The sequence below is a fragment of the Nocardia sichangensis genome (assembly GCF_047200615.1).
GTDB classification, from domain to species: domain Bacteria; phylum Actinomycetota; class Actinomycetes; order Mycobacteriales; family Mycobacteriaceae; genus Nocardia; species Nocardia sichangensis.
In genome coordinates this window covers 53006-69163 of the sequence record NZ_JBJZOK010000010.1, presented here as the reverse complement: position 1 = coordinate 69163, position 16158 = coordinate 53006, and the positions used below count along the sequence as shown (strand labels likewise).

The 16158-nt window shown below is 68.8% G+C and carries 19 protein-coding genes; 12 read left to right on the top strand and 7 right to left on the bottom strand.

Annotation, left to right across the window (positions count from 1 at the left end; all coding sequences use genetic code 11):
* Nucleotides 1-9: 9 nt before the first annotated feature.
* The 3 genes from ACL03I_RS16085 to ACL03I_RS16075 all read left to right on the top strand — a co-directional run bounded on the left by ACL03I_RS16085 (nucleotide 10) and on the right by ACL03I_RS16075 (nucleotide 3575).
* Nucleotides 10-1419 (top strand): amidase, encoded by a 1410-nt coding sequence (locus ACL03I_RS16085; protein WP_355076468.1) that lies wholly within the window; start codon nucleotides 10-12, stop codon nucleotides 1417-1419.
* 297 nt (nucleotides 1420-1716) lie between these two features.
* Entirely contained in the window at nucleotides 1717-2358 is a 642-nt protein-coding gene (locus ACL03I_RS16080) for a GntR family transcriptional regulator (RefSeq protein WP_355076469.1), read from the top strand.
* A complete protein-coding gene (locus ACL03I_RS16075; RefSeq protein WP_355076471.1) occupies nucleotides 2358-3575 on the top strand; it encodes an MFS transporter in 1218 nt (405 codons plus the stop codon). Before ACL03I_RS16080 ends, ACL03I_RS16075 begins: the two co-directional genes overlap by 1 nt.
* 25 nt (nucleotides 3576-3600) lie before the next feature.
* Here the strand turns inward: ACL03I_RS16075 and ACL03I_RS16070 are convergent, their stop codons facing one another.
* Both ACL03I_RS16070 and ACL03I_RS16065 read right to left on the bottom strand, forming a co-directional pair.
* Nucleotides 3601-4032 carry a nitroreductase/quinone reductase family protein gene (locus ACL03I_RS16070; RefSeq protein WP_412806328.1) on the bottom strand — a complete coding sequence of 144 codons (432 nt, stop codon included), beginning with the start codon at nucleotides 4030-4032 and terminating at the stop codon, nucleotides 3601-3603.
* Nucleotides 4033-4127: 95 nt separating this feature from the next.
* Nucleotides 4128-4535: a TIGR03668 family PPOX class F420-dependent oxidoreductase gene (locus tag ACL03I_RS16065; protein ID WP_355076705.1), complete on the bottom strand. Its 408-nt coding sequence runs from the start codon at nucleotides 4533-4535 to the stop codon at nucleotides 4128-4130.
* 175 nt (nucleotides 4536-4710) lie between these two features.
* Here ACL03I_RS16065 and ACL03I_RS16060 point away from each other — a divergent pair, with 175 nt between their 5' ends.
* From ACL03I_RS16060 to ACL03I_RS16020, 9 genes are all read left to right on the top strand, one after another.
* Entirely contained in the window at nucleotides 4711-5127 is a 417-nt protein-coding gene (locus tag ACL03I_RS16060; protein ID WP_355076474.1) for a hypothetical protein, read from the top strand.
* Nucleotides 5128-5596: 469 nt separating this feature from the next.
* Nucleotides 5597-6979 (top strand): sensor histidine kinase, encoded by a 1383-nt coding sequence (locus tag ACL03I_RS16055; RefSeq protein ID WP_412806327.1) that lies wholly within the window; start codon nucleotides 5597-5599, stop codon nucleotides 6977-6979.
* The gene (locus tag ACL03I_RS16050; RefSeq protein WP_355076477.1) at nucleotides 6976-7392 is read left to right on the top strand and encodes a roadblock/LC7 domain-containing protein; all 417 of its coding nucleotides are present in this window, start codon (nucleotides 6976-6978) and stop codon (nucleotides 7390-7392) included. Before ACL03I_RS16055 ends, ACL03I_RS16050 begins: the two co-directional genes overlap by 4 nt.
* Nucleotides 7389-7754: a DUF742 domain-containing protein gene (locus ACL03I_RS16045; protein ID WP_355076479.1), complete on the top strand. Its 366-nt coding sequence runs from the start codon at nucleotides 7389-7391 to the stop codon at nucleotides 7752-7754. The genes ACL03I_RS16050 and ACL03I_RS16045 overlap by 4 nt, the downstream gene beginning before the upstream one ends.
* Complete coding sequence (locus ACL03I_RS16040) at nucleotides 7735-8379, top strand: GTP-binding protein (RefSeq protein WP_412806326.1); 645 nt, start codon at nucleotides 7735-7737, stop codon at nucleotides 8377-8379. The genes ACL03I_RS16045 and ACL03I_RS16040 overlap by 20 nt, the downstream gene beginning before the upstream one ends.
* Nucleotides 8376-9647, top strand: a complete 1272-nt coding sequence (locus ACL03I_RS16035) for a cytochrome P450 family protein (protein ID WP_412806325.1) — start codon at nucleotides 8376-8378, stop codon at nucleotides 9645-9647. The genes ACL03I_RS16040 and ACL03I_RS16035 overlap by 4 nt, the downstream gene beginning before the upstream one ends.
* Nucleotides 9644-10879 carry a cytochrome P450 family protein gene (locus tag ACL03I_RS16030; protein WP_412806324.1) on the top strand — a complete coding sequence of 412 codons (1236 nt, stop codon included), beginning with the start codon at nucleotides 9644-9646 and terminating at the stop codon, nucleotides 10877-10879. The genes ACL03I_RS16035 and ACL03I_RS16030 overlap by 4 nt, the downstream gene beginning before the upstream one ends.
* 27 nt (nucleotides 10880-10906) lie before the next feature.
* The gene (locus tag ACL03I_RS16025; protein ID WP_412806323.1) at nucleotides 10907-11749 is read left to right on the top strand and encodes a helix-turn-helix transcriptional regulator; all 843 of its coding nucleotides are present in this window, start codon (nucleotides 10907-10909) and stop codon (nucleotides 11747-11749) included.
* Between the two features lie 75 nt (nucleotides 11750-11824).
* Entirely contained in the window at nucleotides 11825-12595 is a 771-nt protein-coding gene (locus ACL03I_RS16020) for a glucose 1-dehydrogenase (RefSeq protein WP_379252726.1), read from the top strand.
* 174 nt (nucleotides 12596-12769) lie between these two features.
* On the opposite strand, the gene ACL03I_RS16015 is transcribed toward ACL03I_RS16020, so the two are convergent.
* The 5 genes from ACL03I_RS16015 to ACL03I_RS15995 all read right to left on the bottom strand — a co-directional run bounded on the left by ACL03I_RS16015 (nucleotide 12770) and on the right by ACL03I_RS15995 (nucleotide 16056).
* Nucleotides 12770-13852 (bottom strand): hypothetical protein, encoded by a 1083-nt coding sequence (locus tag ACL03I_RS16015; RefSeq protein WP_412806322.1) that lies wholly within the window; start codon nucleotides 13850-13852, stop codon nucleotides 12770-12772.
* Between the two features lie 24 nt (nucleotides 13853-13876).
* On the bottom strand, nucleotides 13877-14356 hold the full coding sequence (locus tag ACL03I_RS16010; protein WP_355076493.1) for a hypothetical protein: 480 nt from the start codon (nucleotides 14354-14356) through the stop codon (nucleotides 13877-13879).
* A gap of 578 nt (nucleotides 14357-14934) precedes the next feature.
* Nucleotides 14935-15249, bottom strand: coding sequence for a hypothetical protein (locus tag ACL03I_RS16005; RefSeq protein WP_355076495.1), 315 nt, complete (start codon nucleotides 15247-15249; stop codon nucleotides 14935-14937).
* Nucleotides 15246-15575 (bottom strand): hypothetical protein, encoded by a 330-nt coding sequence (locus ACL03I_RS16000; protein ID WP_412806321.1) that lies wholly within the window; start codon nucleotides 15573-15575, stop codon nucleotides 15246-15248. The genes ACL03I_RS16005 and ACL03I_RS16000 overlap by 4 nt, the downstream gene beginning before the upstream one ends.
* Nucleotides 15568-16056 (bottom strand): DNA-directed RNA polymerase subunit beta, encoded by a 489-nt coding sequence (locus ACL03I_RS15995; RefSeq protein WP_355076499.1) that lies wholly within the window; start codon nucleotides 16054-16056, stop codon nucleotides 15568-15570. The genes ACL03I_RS16000 and ACL03I_RS15995 overlap by 8 nt, the downstream gene beginning before the upstream one ends.
* Nucleotides 16057-16158: the final 102 nt, after the last annotated feature.

The window sequence follows — 16158 nt, the reverse complement described above, 5'->3', positions numbered from 1 at the left end:
CGGTGGCGGATGGACCTGCGCGAGGCCGTGTCGGCGGGTGTGCTCGAACAGCGCGAGTTACTGGCCCAGGGCGCGCTTTCGGCGGAGCAACTGGTCGAGGCGACGCTCGACGAAATCGATGCCGCGGCGGATCTCGGCGCGTTCACCCATGTCCTGCGGGATGAGGCCAAGGCGGCGGCCGTCGAGCGGGATCGCGAGCGCGCGGCGGGCGAGCCGGTCGGCCCGTTGCACGGGGTGCCGGTCGCGGTGAAAGACGAGTTCGATGTCGCCGGTGTGGTGACCACCTTCGGCACCAGGGCGAATGCCACGCCCGCCGTGGCGGACGCCGAAGCCGTGCGCAGGCTGCGCGCGGCCGGGGCGATCATCGTCGGCAAGACCGCGATGCCGGAATTCGGGCAGTGGCCGTTCACCGAGTCCAGCACGTTCGGCGTCACCCGCAATCCGTGGGACCCGAGCCGCTCTCCAGGCGGATCGAGCGGCGGGTCGGCCGCCGCGGTGGCGGCCGGGCTGGTGCCCGTCGCACTCGCAGGCGACGGCGGCGGGTCGATCCGGATCCCGGCGGCATGCTGCGGATTATTCGGTCTCAAGCCGCAACGCGGGCGTGTGCCGATGTCCCCGAACGAGCACCTGTGGTGGGCGTTGGGTGCCGCCGGGCCGCTGACCCGCGGCGTGCTGGACTCCGCCGTCGTCTACGACGTCATCCGCGGCAGCACCCCCACCGACCGATTCCGGGCTCCCGAACCGCCGACCTCGTTCGAGGCGGCGGCGCGCGAACCGGCCCGTCCGTTGCGCATCGGCTACAGCACCAAACCGCACGCCCTGATGGTGAAACTCGATCCGCAGTATGTGCGCGCCGTCCGCGACACCGCGAAATTGCTCACCGAACTGGGCCACACGGTGGCCGAGGTCGACCCGCACTATCCCGAATCCATGCACGCGTTCTTCCCGCAGTTCTTCGGCGGCGTGCGCGCGGAACTGGCCGAGATCGATCATCCGGAACTGCTCGAACGCCGCACCAAGCAGACGATGGCAGTCGGCGCCTGGGCGCGCAGGCCGGTCGTCGAATGGGCGATCCGGCGCGGTGAGGCGTTGACGCGCAAGATGGACCGCGTCTTCACCGAATGTGATCTGCTGCTGACTCCCACCATCGCTATCCGCCCGCCGCGGCTCGGCGTGCTCGACGGGGCGAACACGGTACGAGCCCAGCTCGCCTCGATTCCGATGGTCGCCTACACCGAGCTGTGGAACGTCACCGGTCACCCCGCCGCCTCGCTGCCCGCGGGCGTAGGCGACGACGGGCTTCCGCTGTCGGTGCAGCTGGTGGGCCCCACGAACGGCGAGACGACGATTCTTCCGGTCGCCGCGCAACTCGAGCAGGCACGCCCGCATCCCCGCCCGGTCGCCCTTTCGCACCGCTAGCCTGCACGGCGTCGCCAGAGCCGGAAGGCCCACCGTTCCCGGCAGCAGCGTCGGCGCGCCCGAATGCGCGGTCCGGTCCGAACGTGACATCCGCCGCACCACCCCGGTCGGTGAGCGGAGCCACCTGTCGCGGGGGCCGCCGCGTCCTGCTCGTCCGACCGCACGTGGGGCGGTCAGTGCCCGGGTACGCCATGCCAATGCTCGCCACGGACCTTCCGCGATCGCTGCTTGGTAGGACGCGGCCGGTCGGTCCACCCCTCGCGAACTCCTGGCGAACGCGAGGCTAAGATACAACTTGTGTCTAAGACGTATTCATCCGCTGAGCAGGCCTATCGCGCCGTGAAGGAGCGCATCCTGTCCGGCGCGCTCGCGGGCGGGGAGCTGATCAGCGAGGGTGAGATCGCCGCCGACCTGGGCACCTCCCGCACGCCGGTGCGCGAGGCGTTCCTGCGGCTGGAGACCGAGGGGTGGATGAAGCTGTACCCGAAGCGCGGCGCGCTGGTGGCGCCGATCCCGCCCGACGAGGCCGAGCACGTCGCGCACGCCAGGTACGTGGTGGAGACCGCCGCGGTCCGCAGCGCCACCGCGAACGACCCCGGCATGCTGGTCGAGGCGTTGCGTTCCTCGATCCGGCGGCAGCGCGAGCTGGCCGCCGCGGGCGATCTCGACGGATTCGCGGTCGCCGACACCGACTTCCACCGCACCTACGTCCTGGCCGGTGGCAATCCGCTGCTGTCGGGTTTCTACGACTCGCTGCGGGAACGCCAGCGCCGGATGAACAGCGTCGCCCTGCACCGCGGCCCGGTCGACATCACCCGGATCATCGAGCAGCACGCGCGGCTGGCCGACCTCGTCGCGTCCTCGGACGTCGACGGGTTCGCCGACGCGCTGGTCGAGCACCTGTCCGGCGTGCACCAACTGGAACTACGAGGCCGGTGATGGCGACACTCACCGTCACCGCGCCCCGCGACCGGGTCGTCTCGAGCCGATGGCCGGGCGTCGCCGCCGCGATGTTCGCGATCGCTTGGGGCGGAAATGAATTCACACCGCTGCTGGTGATGTACAAGAGCGACGGGCTGGCGGCCACGACCGTCGACCTGCTGCTTTTCTATTACGTGCTCGGCATCGTGCCCGCGTTGCTGATCGGCGGCCCGCTGTCGGATCGCCACGGCCGCCGGGCCCTGCTGCGGCCGGCGCCGCTGATCGCCGCGGCAGGTTCACTGCTGCTCGCGTTCGGGTCCGCTTCGGTGCCGCTCCTGTCGGCGGGACGGGTGCTGTGCGGCATCGCGCTCGGGCTGGCGATGGCGGTCGGCGGCAGCTGGCTCAAAGAGCTGGCACAACCGCCCTATAGTCCGCAGCTACCCGCGGGCACGGGCGCGCGCCGCTCCGCGATGAGCCTCACCGCGGGCTTCGCCATCGGCGCTTGCTGCGCCGGTGTACTCGCGCAATGGGCGCCGTGGCCGAACACCTTGGCGTATCTGATCAACGTAGGCCTGTGCCTGATCGCCGCCGTGTGGGTCCGGCGTACCCCGGAAACCGTCTCCGGGCGGCGAAATCCGGGGAGCCTCCGCGACGACCTGCGCATTCCCGCGGCGGGGCACCGGCGCTTCCGCACGGTGGCATTGCCTGCCGCGTTGTGGCTGTTCACCTCCGCGGCGGCGGCCTACGCGGTGCTGCCCGCGCTGATGGCGCCTCGGGTCGGCGCGGCGCCGATCGCGTTCTCCGCCATGATCTGTGTCATCACCCTCGGCTGCGGGTTCGCCGTCCAGTCCGTCGCGCGCCGGATCGACCGGCCCGGCACAGCGCGGGCGGCGGCGGTGGCACTGATCGCGGTCACGATCGGGATGGCGCTCGCCGCGACGGCTTCCGGTCTGTTGACCCTGTGGGCGACGGTGGCCGCCGCCGTGGTGCTGGGAGCCGGTTACGGCATCGGTCTGGTGGCCGGGCTGCAGGAGATCGAACGCATCGCCCGCCCGGACGATCTGGCCGGGCTGACAGCCGTGTTCTACTCCGCGAGCTACCTGGGATTCGGGACCCCGGCCCTGCTTTCGTTCCTGCACGACACGTTCGGTCTCGGCTATCCGGCGATGTTCGGTGCGGGCGCGCTCGCGGCGGCCGGATGCCTCGGCCCGGTGCTGCGCGACTATCGCGCCTGACGGTCACCGATCCGCCGCGCCGCTCTCAACCCTTCGGCGTCAACAGGACGAGCGGAATCTCGCGCGTGGTCTTTGTCTGATAACCGGCGTAGACCGACTGCGCGGAGGTGACCCGGGGCCACAACGCCGCCCGCTCCTCGCCGGTGGCCACCCGAGCCGTCATCGGCACCTTCGGCCCGTTGCGCACCGACACGACGACGTCCGGGTTGTCGCGCAGGTTCAGGAACCACGCCGGGTGGACGGGGTCGCCGCCCCGCGAAGCGACCACGACATAGGTGTCACCGTCGACGATCGGCGCCGTGAGCATCACCGCGTGCGGCCGGCCCGATTTGCGGCCGGTGGTGGTGAGCTCGAGCGACGGCATGCCGGAGAAGTCGTTGCCCAGTTTCCCGAAGCTGATCTTCAGTAGGACGCGATGCGCCGTATTCATGGTCTTCAGCGCGAAATTCGAGGGCATACGATCCTCACGATCGGCTCGACGGGTGGTTCGGCTCGACGACCCCCGCAACGGGAGATCACGAATCGGACTGTACCCGAATCGGCGCGGCTCGCTCAGCGGGCGGACCACCCCGACCACCGCGCCACATCGATGGCTATCACCGGGCCCGGTGGCGGTTGCTGTTCGTACTGGGAGTAACGCGCGGTCAGGTGACCGATCGCCGCCTGCGCCTCGGCGCCGTCCGCGATGCGGGCCGCACCGTCGGCGCGAGCCCACCACAGCTGGGTCCAGTCGTCGCCGTAGCGGTCGACGAGCACGGCGACCGCGGGGTTGGCCGCGATATTGTCCAGGCGGCGCAGCGCCGTGGTCGTCTTCGGTTTCGCGTCGACGCTGGTGTAGACGACCTCCCCCGCCACTGCGAAGACTATGGGCACCAAATGCGGGCGCAGTTGCGGCGAAACCGTTGCCAACCGTGCGACCGGACTGGTCGCGAATCGTTTGCGCGCCTCCTCGGAACTCAGCCGCACACCCGCCTCCTCGAGCTCGCCGTCCCCGGAAATCGGGGATCGAGTATGTTCCGCCCCCTATGCAACCGGACATTTGCCGTGAAATCACGGCGATCGACTACTACCACGCTACGGTCGAGTCAATGTGTGACCCGTCAAGAGGCTATGTCGTCAGAAGGTGGAGGCGGTTGTGGAAATCGATATCACTGCCCGGCTGAACCTAGCGTTCGAGATGTGGGAGCGTGCGCACGGGCGCCCGCTCGCCGACGATACGGTCGAGACATGGGTGACCGCAGCCGGGTACGACCTGGAACCAGGTCACCTGACGAAAGTTCGACGCGGTCAGGTCGCCACGCTCCCGGAGCAGACCCGCGCCGGGCTGGCCCACGTGTTCGGGCTCGACCCCAACTATTTCGTGTTCGATCCCGGTCCCGACCGGGCATGCGACGCCGAAGTGATCGCACACCTGGACAATTCGGCCCTGCGCCGCCTCGGACAGGCCGTGAACGGCGTATCGCTGCGCACCCTGCTGTACCTGGAGTCCGTCGCCGAAGTGCTCCGCCAGGCCGACGGCTTGCCCCCGTGCGAGCAAACCGCACAACTCTGATCGAACGACAGCGGCTCGGCTACGGCCCCCGGGAAGCCCGGCGGGCCGGCCACACCGCCACTCGCGGACACGATCGCATGACGCGTCGATAATCCAAGCTTGCAATATCGCATCGGTAATACGGCCGCACACAGGACGCCCCGGCATACCGATAGTGAATTCTAGGCAAACGTTAATTTCCCCATTTCGCACCGAGCGCGTCGCCGTGTAGCACTTTTCGGCGCGTCGTCAGCGTAATCCGAGCATCGACACGGCAGCGGAATATCCGCCCGCGCCGCTTTCCCGTGAAATACGCCCGAGTGGCGCCGCACCGCACACCCCGCTATGCTCGGGCCGCGATATTTCGAAACTGCTTGTCGGTCTGCATATTTGGGATGCCGAGGCACGCAGAAGGGGGCAGCTGTGCCGTTTCCCGGCGGCAAGCGCGAGTGCGGAAGTACGGAACTTGTCAGAGTTGTTGAATCCGGCGGTGAATGAGCCCGGCGAAGACGCCGTCCGGCATCCGAAACCGCCGTACGCGACATTGTGGGCCTGCGTTGTCGCGACCGCTGCCGTCGTCACGGCGGCGGTGTACTACGCGCCCGCCGAATTCCGGATCCCACTCGCGGCAGGCGCCACCGCCGCCGCCGTCGCCCTGTGCGCCGCCACCACGGCGGCCGTCCACTTCCGTCGGCAGGCCCGGCACGCCCGGCGGGACGCGGCCCGGGCCAGGGACGACCGAGCGCTCGTCGCCAGCGGCGCGGAGGCCGAGGTCACCGCCGCGAGCGCGGCGGTCGCCGAATACGAAGCGCGCGCGAAGAGCAGTGACAGTCGTCGCGCCGCGGCCATGGCGGCCTTCGCGGGCGCGGCGGGCCGCATGCAGGCGATGACCACCAGCATGCTCGCGGAGCTGCGCGAGATGGAGCACCGCCACGGCGACCCCACCGTGCTCGCCGATCTGCTGCAGCTCGATCACCGCACCGCCCAGGCGGGCAGGCTCGCCGACAGCATCGCCGTGCTCAGCGGCGCGCGATCCGGCCGCCGCTGGGCCAAACCCATTGCGATGGAATCGATTCTGCGTGGCGCGATGGGACGTGTGGCGGGCTATCAGCGAGTCCGGTTGCGCGCGATCGCCGACATCGCGGTCTCCGGTCACGCCGCGGAAGGCGTCATGCACGCGCTCGCGGAACTCCTCGACAACGCCTGCAACTTCTCCCCGCCAACCACCGAGGTGCACGTCTACGCCGCCGAGGTTCCGGCGGGCGTGATCATCACCATCGAGGACAGCGGATTGGTCATGAGCGAGTCGGCGCTGCGCCGGGCCGAGGCGGCGGTCTCGGCAGGCACGCCGGACGCCCGTGGGGCCGGAGCCGACCTGTCCTCGCTGACCGGGACCAGGCTCGGCCTCGCCGTGGTGGGCAATCTGGCGCGCAAGCACGGGCTCACCGTCTCCTATCGGCCTTCCGCCATCGGCGGCACCGCCGTGGTCGTGGTGATCCCGCGAGACCTCACCACCCGCGCGGAACGGCCGCAGCCGTCCACCACCACGGGCACGCTGCCCGTCGCGCGGGAGCGGTCTCGCGCGGCCGCGCCGCTCGACCACGAATCCGCCGATCGGGAGGCCGTGCGTCCGTCGCCCGCGCTGGACGCTCCCGCCGTCGCGCCCCGAGCGCTGCCCAAGCGGCGTCGCGGCAGCACCCTGGCCGCTGTCCATCCCGAGGGCATCGGCGCGCCGGAGGCCGCCGCACCGACTCCTCCTCCGGCACGACCGGACTCGCTCGGCGCGTTCCAGCGCGCGGTGTCCGGGCCCACCACCGGCAGCGCCACCACCACTCCCCCTGCCCCTTCCGTCTCCATGGAGAACGAACGATGACGACCTCCGAGACCGCCCAGCTGAGCTGGCTATTGGAACAGCTGCTCACCCGCACACCGCGCACCAGGCACGCTCTGCTGCTGTCCAGCGACGGGTTGAAGATCTGCCACACGCCCGAACTCACCGTGGACGGGGCCGACCAGCTCGCCGCCATCTCGGCGGGCATTCAGAGCCTCTCGCACGGCGCGTCGGTGGAATTCGGCGACGGCCGGCCCGGGGTGCGCCAGTCGATGACGGAGTTCTACGGCGGCATCCTGTTCATCGTCGAAGCCGGGCTCGGCGCGCACATCGCGGTCGTCGCCGCAGAGGACGCGGACGCCGGGCTGGTCGGCCACAATATGCGGGAGCTGGTGGAACAGCTCGGCGAACACTTGGCGGCCACGCCGCGCTTCCCGGGAGCGGGCGTGTCGTGAGCAGACCAGGCCGCGACGACGACCCCGATCGGCTCTACACGCTGACCGGCGGGCGCAGCAAACCGGACTCCGACACCTTCGATCTGGTCACCCTGGTGGTCAGCGAGTGCGCGCCGACGCCGGGCATGCAGTCCGAGCACGTGGCGATCCTCGACCTGTGCCGAGCTCCGACCGCCGTCGTCGAAATCGCGGCCGAGCTGCGGATTCCGGTCGGCATCGCGACCATCCTGCTGTCGGACCTGCTGCACGCGGGCAAGATCACCGTGCGTCCTCCGCAGGCCGGTCCGTCCGACTCGCCATGGCACTGCCTGCCCGACACCACGACGCTCGAGAAGGTGCTCGTTGGACTCCGCAAGCTCTGATCCGCGTCCCGCCCGCGCGGACGCGCCCCTGCACCGTGCGACCACGCGGGGACTGAAGGTCGTCATCGTCGGCGGTTTCGGCGTCGGCAAGACGACGATGGTCCGCGCGGTCAGCGAGATCCGGCCGCTCGATACCGAGGCGATCATGACCGACGAGGGGCTGGAGATCGACGATCCCAGTGGCGCGCCGGGCAAATCGACGACGACCGTCGCCTTCGACTTCGGGCGCATCACCATCGACGACGAGCACGTGCTGTACCTGTTCGGCGCACCGGGACAACAGCGGTTCCGGTTCCTCTGGGATCGGCTGTTCACCGGCGCGCTCGGCGCGATCGTGCTGGTCGACCCGCACCGGATCGCGGATTCCTGGTACGCGGTCGACCGGCTGGAACACCAGAAGACGCCGTTCGTCGTCGCCTGCAACGACTTCGGCGAGGGCCACCGCCCCGACGAGGTCCGCGACGCGCTCGACCTGGATCGGTACGTGCCGGTGATCGACTGCGACGCCCGCTCCCGCGAGTCCGGCAAGGGCGTCCTCATCACCCTCGTCGAGCACCTCTATTCCCGCGCGCCGTCCCCGGCGGCCCGGCGCCCCTTGTTCCCGACTCCGGAGGCCGCGTCATGACCACGCCCGCGCCGAGTTCCACCGACAGCTGCCCCGTCGGCACCGCACCGGTCACGTTGAGCGGCCCGCGTTTCCATACCGACCCGCATCAGCTCTATCACGAGATGCGCCGGGAGCACGGACCGGTGGTCGCCGTGGAGCTGCCCGGCGGCGTCCCCGCGTGGCTGGTCATCGGCTACCGCGAATTGCATCAGGTGACCAACGATCCCGAGTTGTTCCCCCGCGATGTCGGGCGGTGGAACCAGTGGCCGAACATCCCGCCGGACTGGCCCTTGCTGCCGATGGTCGGGCAGCCGATGCCGTCGATCTATTTCACCGCGGGCGCGGAGCACCGCAGGCACGTGGCGATGGTGGAACCGGCGTTGGAGACGGTCGACACCTTCGAATTGCGCCGCACCTGCGAGGACCTGGCCGACCGCCTGATCGACGCGTTCTGCGGCAGGGGCGAAGCGGAGCTGGTCGCCGATTTCGCCGAACCGCTGCCGGTGCTGGCCCTGGCGCGGATCCTCGGCTTCCCCGACGCGGACGGACCGCGGCTGGCGTGGACGATGAAGACGCTCGCCGACGGCGGGGCCGACGCCCAAGCCGCGCATCAGCAGTTCGCCGAGCACATGGGGCGGTTGCTCGCGACCAAGAAAGTCGCGCGAGGCGCCGATTTGGTGTCCTGGATGCTGGCGCATCCCGGTCCGTTCTCCGACGAGGAATACGTCCTGGACCTGATGGCGATCACCGCCGCCGGATACCTGCCCACGGCCGACTGGATCGGGAACTCGGTGCGGCTGATGCTCACCGACGACCGGTTCGCCGCGGCGCTCGGCGGCGGGCGACACAGCGTGGGACAGGCGATGAACGAAGTGCTGTGGGAGGACACGCCGACCCAGATCCTCGCCGGACGGTGGGCAGCCCGCGACACGCGGCTCGGCGACAAGGTCATCCGGGCCGGTGACATGCTGCTGCTCGGCCTGGCCGCGGCCAACGCCGATCCCCATGTGCGCCAGCATGTTTCCGACGGCGCCGAGCCGGCGCACTCGGGCAACAGCGCGCACTTCGCGTTCAGCTACGGCGAATACCGCTGCCCGTTTCCCGCCCAGGAGATCGCCGAGGTCGTCGCGCGCACCGGCATCGAGGTGCTGCTCGACCGGCTGCCCGACCTCGATCTCGCGGTGCCCGCCCAGAACCTGGTCCGGCGACCGTCGGCCTTCCTGCGCGGCATGACATCCCTGCCCGTCCGCTTCACACCCGTTCGCGCCGTCGGAGGTACCCCGTGAGCAGAGAATGCCCACACGCAGCAGCCCTTGTCATCGATCCGATGGTCGGCGACCTGGGCGGAGAGACCAGCAGGTTGCGCGCCGCGGGTCCGCTCACCCGGATCGAGTTGCTCGGCGTGCCCGCTTGGACCGTCACCCGGCACGCGCTGGCCAGGCAGCTGCTCGTGGACACCAGGCTGGTCAAGGACATCAACGCCTGGTCGCTGTGGCAGTCCGGCGCGGTGACCAGGCAGTGGCCGCTGATCGGTATGGTCGACGCGGGCCGTTCCATGTTCACCGTCGACGGTCCCGAGCACCGCAGGCTGCGGATCAAGACCACCCAGGCGCTGACCAAGCGCAGGCTCGACGCGCTGCGTCCCGCGGTCGAGCGGATGACCGCCGAACTGCTCGACGACCTGGCCGAGGCCGGACGCGACGGCGCGGCGGTCGACCTCAAGACGGTGTTCGCCTATCCGCTGCCGATGCGGGTCATCAGTGAGCTGATGGGCGTGGACCGCGCCGACCATCCGATGCTGCTCGACTGGTACAAAGCGTTCTTCTCGCTGCTGACGCCGCAGGACGAGCGGCTGCGGGTGATCGACGAATTGGACCTGTATTTCACCGAATTGGTGCGCAAGAAGACCGCCGACCCGACCGACGACCTGACCAGCGCCTTCATCGTCGGCGGCGACGACACCGAGCCGTTGACCGAAGAGGAAGTGGTCGGCAACCTGAAGGCGCTGGTGGCCGCCGGGCACGAGACCACGATCGGCCTCATCCTCAACACCGTGCGCGCCATGCTGGCGCGGCCGGAGCAGTTGAGCGCCGTCCACGCCGGTGACCACACCTGGGACGCCGCGGTGGAGGAGACCCTGCGCTGGGACAGCCCGGTGACCCATCTGCTCATGCGTTTCGCCACCGAGGACATCGCCGTCGGCGACACCGTCATCGAAAAGGGCGAGGGTGTGGTCATGTCCTACCGTGCGATCGGCCGGGACTTCGCCGTGCACGGCGACGACGCCGACGACTTCGACATCTCCCGCCCGACGGCCAACCGGCACTTGGCTTTCGGCTACGGCCCGCATATCTGCCCCGGCGCCGCGCTCGCCCGCATGGAAGCGGGCATCGCGCTGCCCGCCTTGTTCGCCCGCTTCCCCGGCCTGCGCTTCGCCGTGCCGGTCGAACAGATCCGCAACCTGCCGGTGCTCACCCAGAACGACCTCGAAGCGTTCCCGGTGTATCTGGGGAACTGATTCGGCGCACGGGTTGTTACCGTGCCCATGGCCAGTGATTCCCCGGCGCCGCACCGGCGCGCGCAGCTGCGCGACTTCCTCCGCACCCGCAGAGCCAGGCTCACGCCGCGCGACGTCGGTCTGCCGACCGTGGGCAAGCGGCGGACGCCCGGCCTGCGGCGGGAGGAGGTCGCGATGCTCGCCGGGGTCGGCGTCTCCTGGTACACGTGGCTGGAGCAGGGACGCGACATCACGGTGTCGGCGGAGGTGCTGGACGCCGTCGGCGCGGCGCTGCGCCTGTCGGGCCCGGAGCGACGGCATCTGTATCTGCTCGCCGGTCTCAATCCGCCGCCGCCGGGCCCGGCGCGTGACGCCGAGGTCACCCCACAGTTGCGCCGACTGCTCGACGCTTGGGGAGCGCGGCCCGCCGTGCTGCGGGACCGCTACTGGAATCTGCTCGCGGTCAACGACATGGCGCGCACCGTCTTCGGATTCACCGCCGCCGACCACAACTGCCTGGTCTCCTTCTTCCGCAACCCCCGGTATCGCGGCATGCACGTGGCTTGGACCGCGATCGCGCCCGCCGTCGTGGCCGCTTTCCGCGCCGACGCCGCCTACGCTCCCGACGATCCGGAATTCGGCCGGGTGGTCGGCGAACTCAGCGCCGCGAGCCCAGAATTCGCCCGGTTGTGGGCCCGCCACGACGTGGACGCCGCCGTCCAGGCCGTGAAGGCGGTACGCCATCCCGACGCCGGCGACCTGGTGTTCGACACGACCACCCTCGCGGTGGCCGACCACCCCGGCTGGTTCCTGGTGCTCTACAACCCGCAGCCGGAGAGCGCGGAGCGGGTGGAGGATCTGATGCGCGTCGCGCTCACCGCCCCAGGGTGACCGCAGCCTGGTGGCGCCACACCTAGGTGGACTGGACACTGTTCGCCCGCCCGGACCTTCGGCACGCTGATTCCCATGACGCACAACATCTCCCGATTCGGCGGCAAGATCGCACTCGTCACCGGCGGCTCGAGCGGCATGGGGCTGGCCACCGCACGACGGCTGCTCGCCGAAGGCGCACAGGTGGTCATCACCGGCCGGGACAAGGCCAGACTGGACGCGGCGGTCGACGCACTGCGCGGCGGCGACCGGGTGCTCGCGGTCCAGGCCGACGCGGCGCGCTCGGCCGATCTCGACGCGCTCACCGCCGCCGTCCGCGACCGGCACGGCCGATTGGACGTCGTGTTCGCCAACGCGGGCGTCGCGTCCTTCCGGCCGAACGCCGAGATCAGCGAAGACGAGTTCGCGCGCGTCGTGGACATCAACTTCAAGGGCGTGTTCTTCACCGTCCAGAAGGCGCTGCCGCTGCTTTCGGTGCACGCGGCGATCGTCATCAACGCGTCGTGGACCCTGCACCGCGGCCTGCCTGGCGCGTCGCTGTACGCGGCCACCAAGGCGGCCGTGCACAACCTGGCCCGCAGCCTCGCGGCGGAGCTGGGCCCCCGAGGGATCCGGGTGAACTCGGTGAGCCCCGGCTATATCGAGACTCCGATGTTCCACGACAACGTCAGCCCCGACGCGCACACCGCCGTGCTCGCCGAAGTGGCGAGCCGCCGACTCGGCACCGCCGAGGACGTGGCCGACGCCGTGGCATTCCTCGCGTCCGCCGAGGCGTCCTACGTCAACGGGCAGGATCTGATCATCGATGGCGGTTTGGTCGCGGCCATTTCCCGGGAAATGATCTGACCGGACCGAACCCCGTCACGGGCGGGAACCCGTTCGCGTCGCATTGATTCGATGATGGCTTTCCGGATGGGCCGCCAGAGCAGGCCGAGTTCTGCCGGGGTGCGTGGGTCGGCGTGGCGGTGGTCAGGCGTACCCCGCCAGGTTCGGCGCACGTCGGGCATCGGTCTGCCCACGTTATCGGTCACGAGTTATTCCGCGTGCGCGGTCTTGTCCGTGTCCGGTGCCGCCACGCGCCACGCCCGGCGCGTGACCGGGCGGCTGCCGCACCGCCGCTTGTGGGTGCTGCGCCTGTCCCAACCACAGAAGTCGTTCGACCTCCGACAGACGGCCTTTCTCGTCCAGCTCCTTGAACGCGGCGTTCCTCGCCTCGTCCAGCGCCTTGAACGCCGCTTCGCGTTCCTTCTCGGCTGCTGCCGCGCGTGCCTCGGCCGCTTCGCGCTCCACCGTGGCGGCGTCGGCCGCTTCGCGGGCCGCTTGTTCTGCGGTGTCGGCGGTTTCGCGTTCCTGGTACTGGCTGGGTACCGGGAATTCCTGCGCCACCCGTTCGGCGGCTTCTCGTTCGATGCGTGCCCGCTCGGTTTCCGGCGTCTGGCGTGCCTGCCGGGATCGCTCGGCCTCTACACGGGCTTGCCGGTCGCGTTCGACCTGATGCGGGGCATCCGCCCGGCCACGCGCGGCAGCTTCGCGGAATTGCTGGATCTTCCGGAATTTTTCGGCTCGTTCTTGCGCCCGCACGATCTGGCGAATCTTCGCCAGCCGTTCCCGCGCCCGATCGGCCCGTTGCAGCTCGTACGGCCGGATCAGTTCCAATTGTTGAGATACCAGCGACTGCCCGAGCTGCATCGCGCGAAGTGCATCCGACCTCGAAACTACTTCGTGCTGAAACCTGCCCGGGAACTCCTGGGCTATTTCGCGCATGTATTCGAGGACGGAGCGTGGCACCTGTTCCCCAGAAACAGTCTCCCATCGGCTTTGGGTAAGTATTCCTGCCTGAAGTGCCGTGCGTTCAGTCTTCAGTTGCCTGAGCGTTTCTCGCTCGTTGACGCGTCCCGATTTCCGTTCGACACCGTTTGCGCCCCTGCCCTGAGTGCGTGCGGAATCTAGTACGCGAACACTCTTTCCGATTCTGATTGCGAATTGACGGACCCAGCCGCGTTCGCGAGTCTCGCCCCGGATCTGCGCTCGTCCCAGTTCGAAGTACAGGCCCTTTTCATAGTTGGTCAATCGCCGCCGGATGGCATCGTACTCATCGGGCACTGTCGCCCCCCACTTACAGTCGAATCAGGCAGGTCTACCGGCCATGCGAATACTGTATTCAACCCCTTTGGGGCCGAAATTCTCCATGAACAACTCTTCCGCCAGTGATATCAGCTCACAGCCGAGACCACTGTCAGAAAAGTGCACAGCGGGTCCGAAATCGGAATACAAAGGAGCACCGGAGTCCGGGCTATTCGTCCATGTCATCCCAGCATGCCGCCGCACGCAAGCTTCACCCAAAAATCGAATGAATTCATCTGCGACTTCCCGGTTCTCCGGTGAAAAAAATCTTGCGCGGTCGTGGAAGCGACTCTGTGTGGCTTCCAAGATTTGCAACGTCAACGGCGGTTTCCACCACGAATCCGTGTATGCGGCGACTCCGGGAACTGTGTCGGACAAGAATTTCCGAATGGCCGATTCCATGCGTTCCGGCGCAACCCAATCCAAGTACGCCTCCGTTGCGGCGTCGAATTCGATATCAAAACCCATTTGGTCGTCGTCCACTGGCGAAGCCTTCCCCTCATGCGAGCTGTCTCGTGTCGCGGTTTCGAGCACTACAGTGTCACGTCGGTACGTGTCGCCGGGCAAGCGGTGTGCGGAGGCGGGGTGTCGCCATCATCGCTCGACATACAGCCGCTCACAGGGCATCCGGGGCAGCCGGTCGGTTGCGCCGCTGGCGACGGCTGCGGCGTCGGTGCAACGGCGGACACTCTGGTCTTACAGGAACACCAGGGCCGCAGTCAGGCACGCCACGTAGTGCAGCTGGTGGCCGCGCATTCGCACGATCAGGTGCACGTCGGGTTCGTCCGGCAAAGGTGAGGTCATGCCGTGCATGGAGTGGTGCGGTTCGTCTGCGGGTTGCATGGGAGCCTTTCGTGAAGGGATCACCCTGGTTTGAATGCTGCTGTAGCGCAATAAATTCGGCGTGTCGGGGGAAGGCTGGCGGGCGGGTTCGGTTGGGCACACCGATGGAGTCCCGTCCGCGCAGCCTTCCCCTTTGGGTGCCCCGGCGCGTGGCGCGCTTCCCTGTGGTGCAAAGGAGCCAGGGGGACGCGCCTTTCGTGCGGGGCGGTCTGGGTGGTTCAGGTGTTGTTGAGGTGCTGGCCGATGATGGCGGGGATCAACAGGTCCAGAAAGGTGATGTCGTCGGCGGCGGGAATGTTGTCGATGATCGGATCGAGTACCGGTGCGGCATACAGGCGTCCGGTGTGCGGTGCGGCGGCAGCGCGGGCGCTGCTGATCAGTTCATAGACCACCATCGCCATCACACGGACACGGGTCGTGTCGCTCATCCCGTCGGGCACCGCGTCTGTGGTGGCGGCTACCAGCGTGCCGATCACGTCGGTAAGAACGTCGAGTTCGGCGTCGGCGCGCTCGGCGTCCTGGTCCCCGGTCACCGACCGGCCTGCGGCGGCTGGGTTGGCGGCGGCGCAGGCTGGGCGGCGGGGTCGGGATAGCGGGTGGGATCGAACACCACGCGGATACCGATCCACGGGCATTTCTGCCCGCCGAGCGCGATGTCCATCGGGGAATCGTGGTCGGCCATGCGACCGCGAACCACCGTCACCATCTGCCCGAAGCAGATCATCGACGGGCATTTGACCGACAGCATTTCGCCGGTCTGGTGGTGGAAGGTGAACAGGCCGCATTGTTCGACGGTGATCCACGGCCCACACGCTGGAGCGCACCCGTGCGGCACCACAGTGTTGGTGTGTTCAGGCATACGCCATCACCCGCCCTCGATGCCGCACACGCTCGGCGACGCATCCCCGGATCGCCTCGACCACAACCCGGCCGGATGGCCGGTAGGCATCGCGGGGCGGGTGCACCCACGCCCGGAACAAACCTGGCCGCTGACCCGGACCGGGCAACGCGATCTCGCCTGCACGCAGGATCGACACACCCAACCGCGACATCTCCGCGAACAACCGAATGTCCTCCGGCAGATCCGGCCCGGTGAGGAAAGTCCACCGCTGCGAACGCGGATGCGTCAGTACCGGCCCGGATTGCTGGCCCGTGCGGTGCATCCACGCTTTTACTTCCGAGCCGATGAACGCAGGCATCATCACGCCGCACACCCGGCCCGCGCGTAGCGTGATGCGCCCCAGGTGCGGCGGATGGACTTCGGCAGGCAGGTCGCACACTCGCCGATAGAAATCGCATACCAACAACGGTGTGTCCTCAGGCTGTTGCTGTGAGTTCACAAGCGTCTCCCCTCGCTCGAACGATTGGCTTGCACCCGACGCCGAGGCCAACCGCAGGCTACTCGTAATCCGGCAACCGGCAGGGCCGGGATGAAGAACCGG

What these genes read in the sequence shown, in the direction of transcription:
- ACL03I_RS16000 (WP_412806321.1), bottom strand. Translation starts at nt 15,575, where the DNA reads ATGCCTGAACACACCAACACTGTGGTGCCGCACGGGTGCGCTCCAGCG.
- ACL03I_RS16020 (WP_379252726.1), top strand. Translation starts at nt 11,825, where the DNA reads ATGACGCACAACATCTCCCGATTCGGCGGCAAGATCGCACTCGTCACC.
- ACL03I_RS16070 (WP_412806328.1), bottom strand. Translation starts at nt 4,032, where the DNA reads ATGCCCTCGAATTTCGCGCTGAAGACCATGAATACGGCGCATCGCGTC.
- ACL03I_RS16025 (WP_412806323.1), top strand. Translation starts at nt 10,907, where the DNA reads ATGGCCAGTGATTCCCCGGCGCCGCACCGGCGCGCGCAGCTGCGCGAC.
- ACL03I_RS16035 (WP_412806325.1), top strand. Translation starts at nt 8,376, where the DNA reads ATGACCACGCCCGCGCCGAGTTCCACCGACAGCTGCCCCGTCGGCACC.
- ACL03I_RS16085 (WP_355076468.1), top strand. Translation starts at nt 10, where the DNA reads ATGGACCTGCGCGAGGCCGTGTCGGCGGGTGTGCTCGAACAGCGCGAG.
- ACL03I_RS16075 (WP_355076471.1), top strand. Translation starts at nt 2,358, where the DNA reads ATGGCGACACTCACCGTCACCGCGCCCCGCGACCGGGTCGTCTCGAGC.
- ACL03I_RS16050 (WP_355076477.1), top strand. Translation starts at nt 6,976, where the DNA reads ATGACGACCTCCGAGACCGCCCAGCTGAGCTGGCTATTGGAACAGCTG.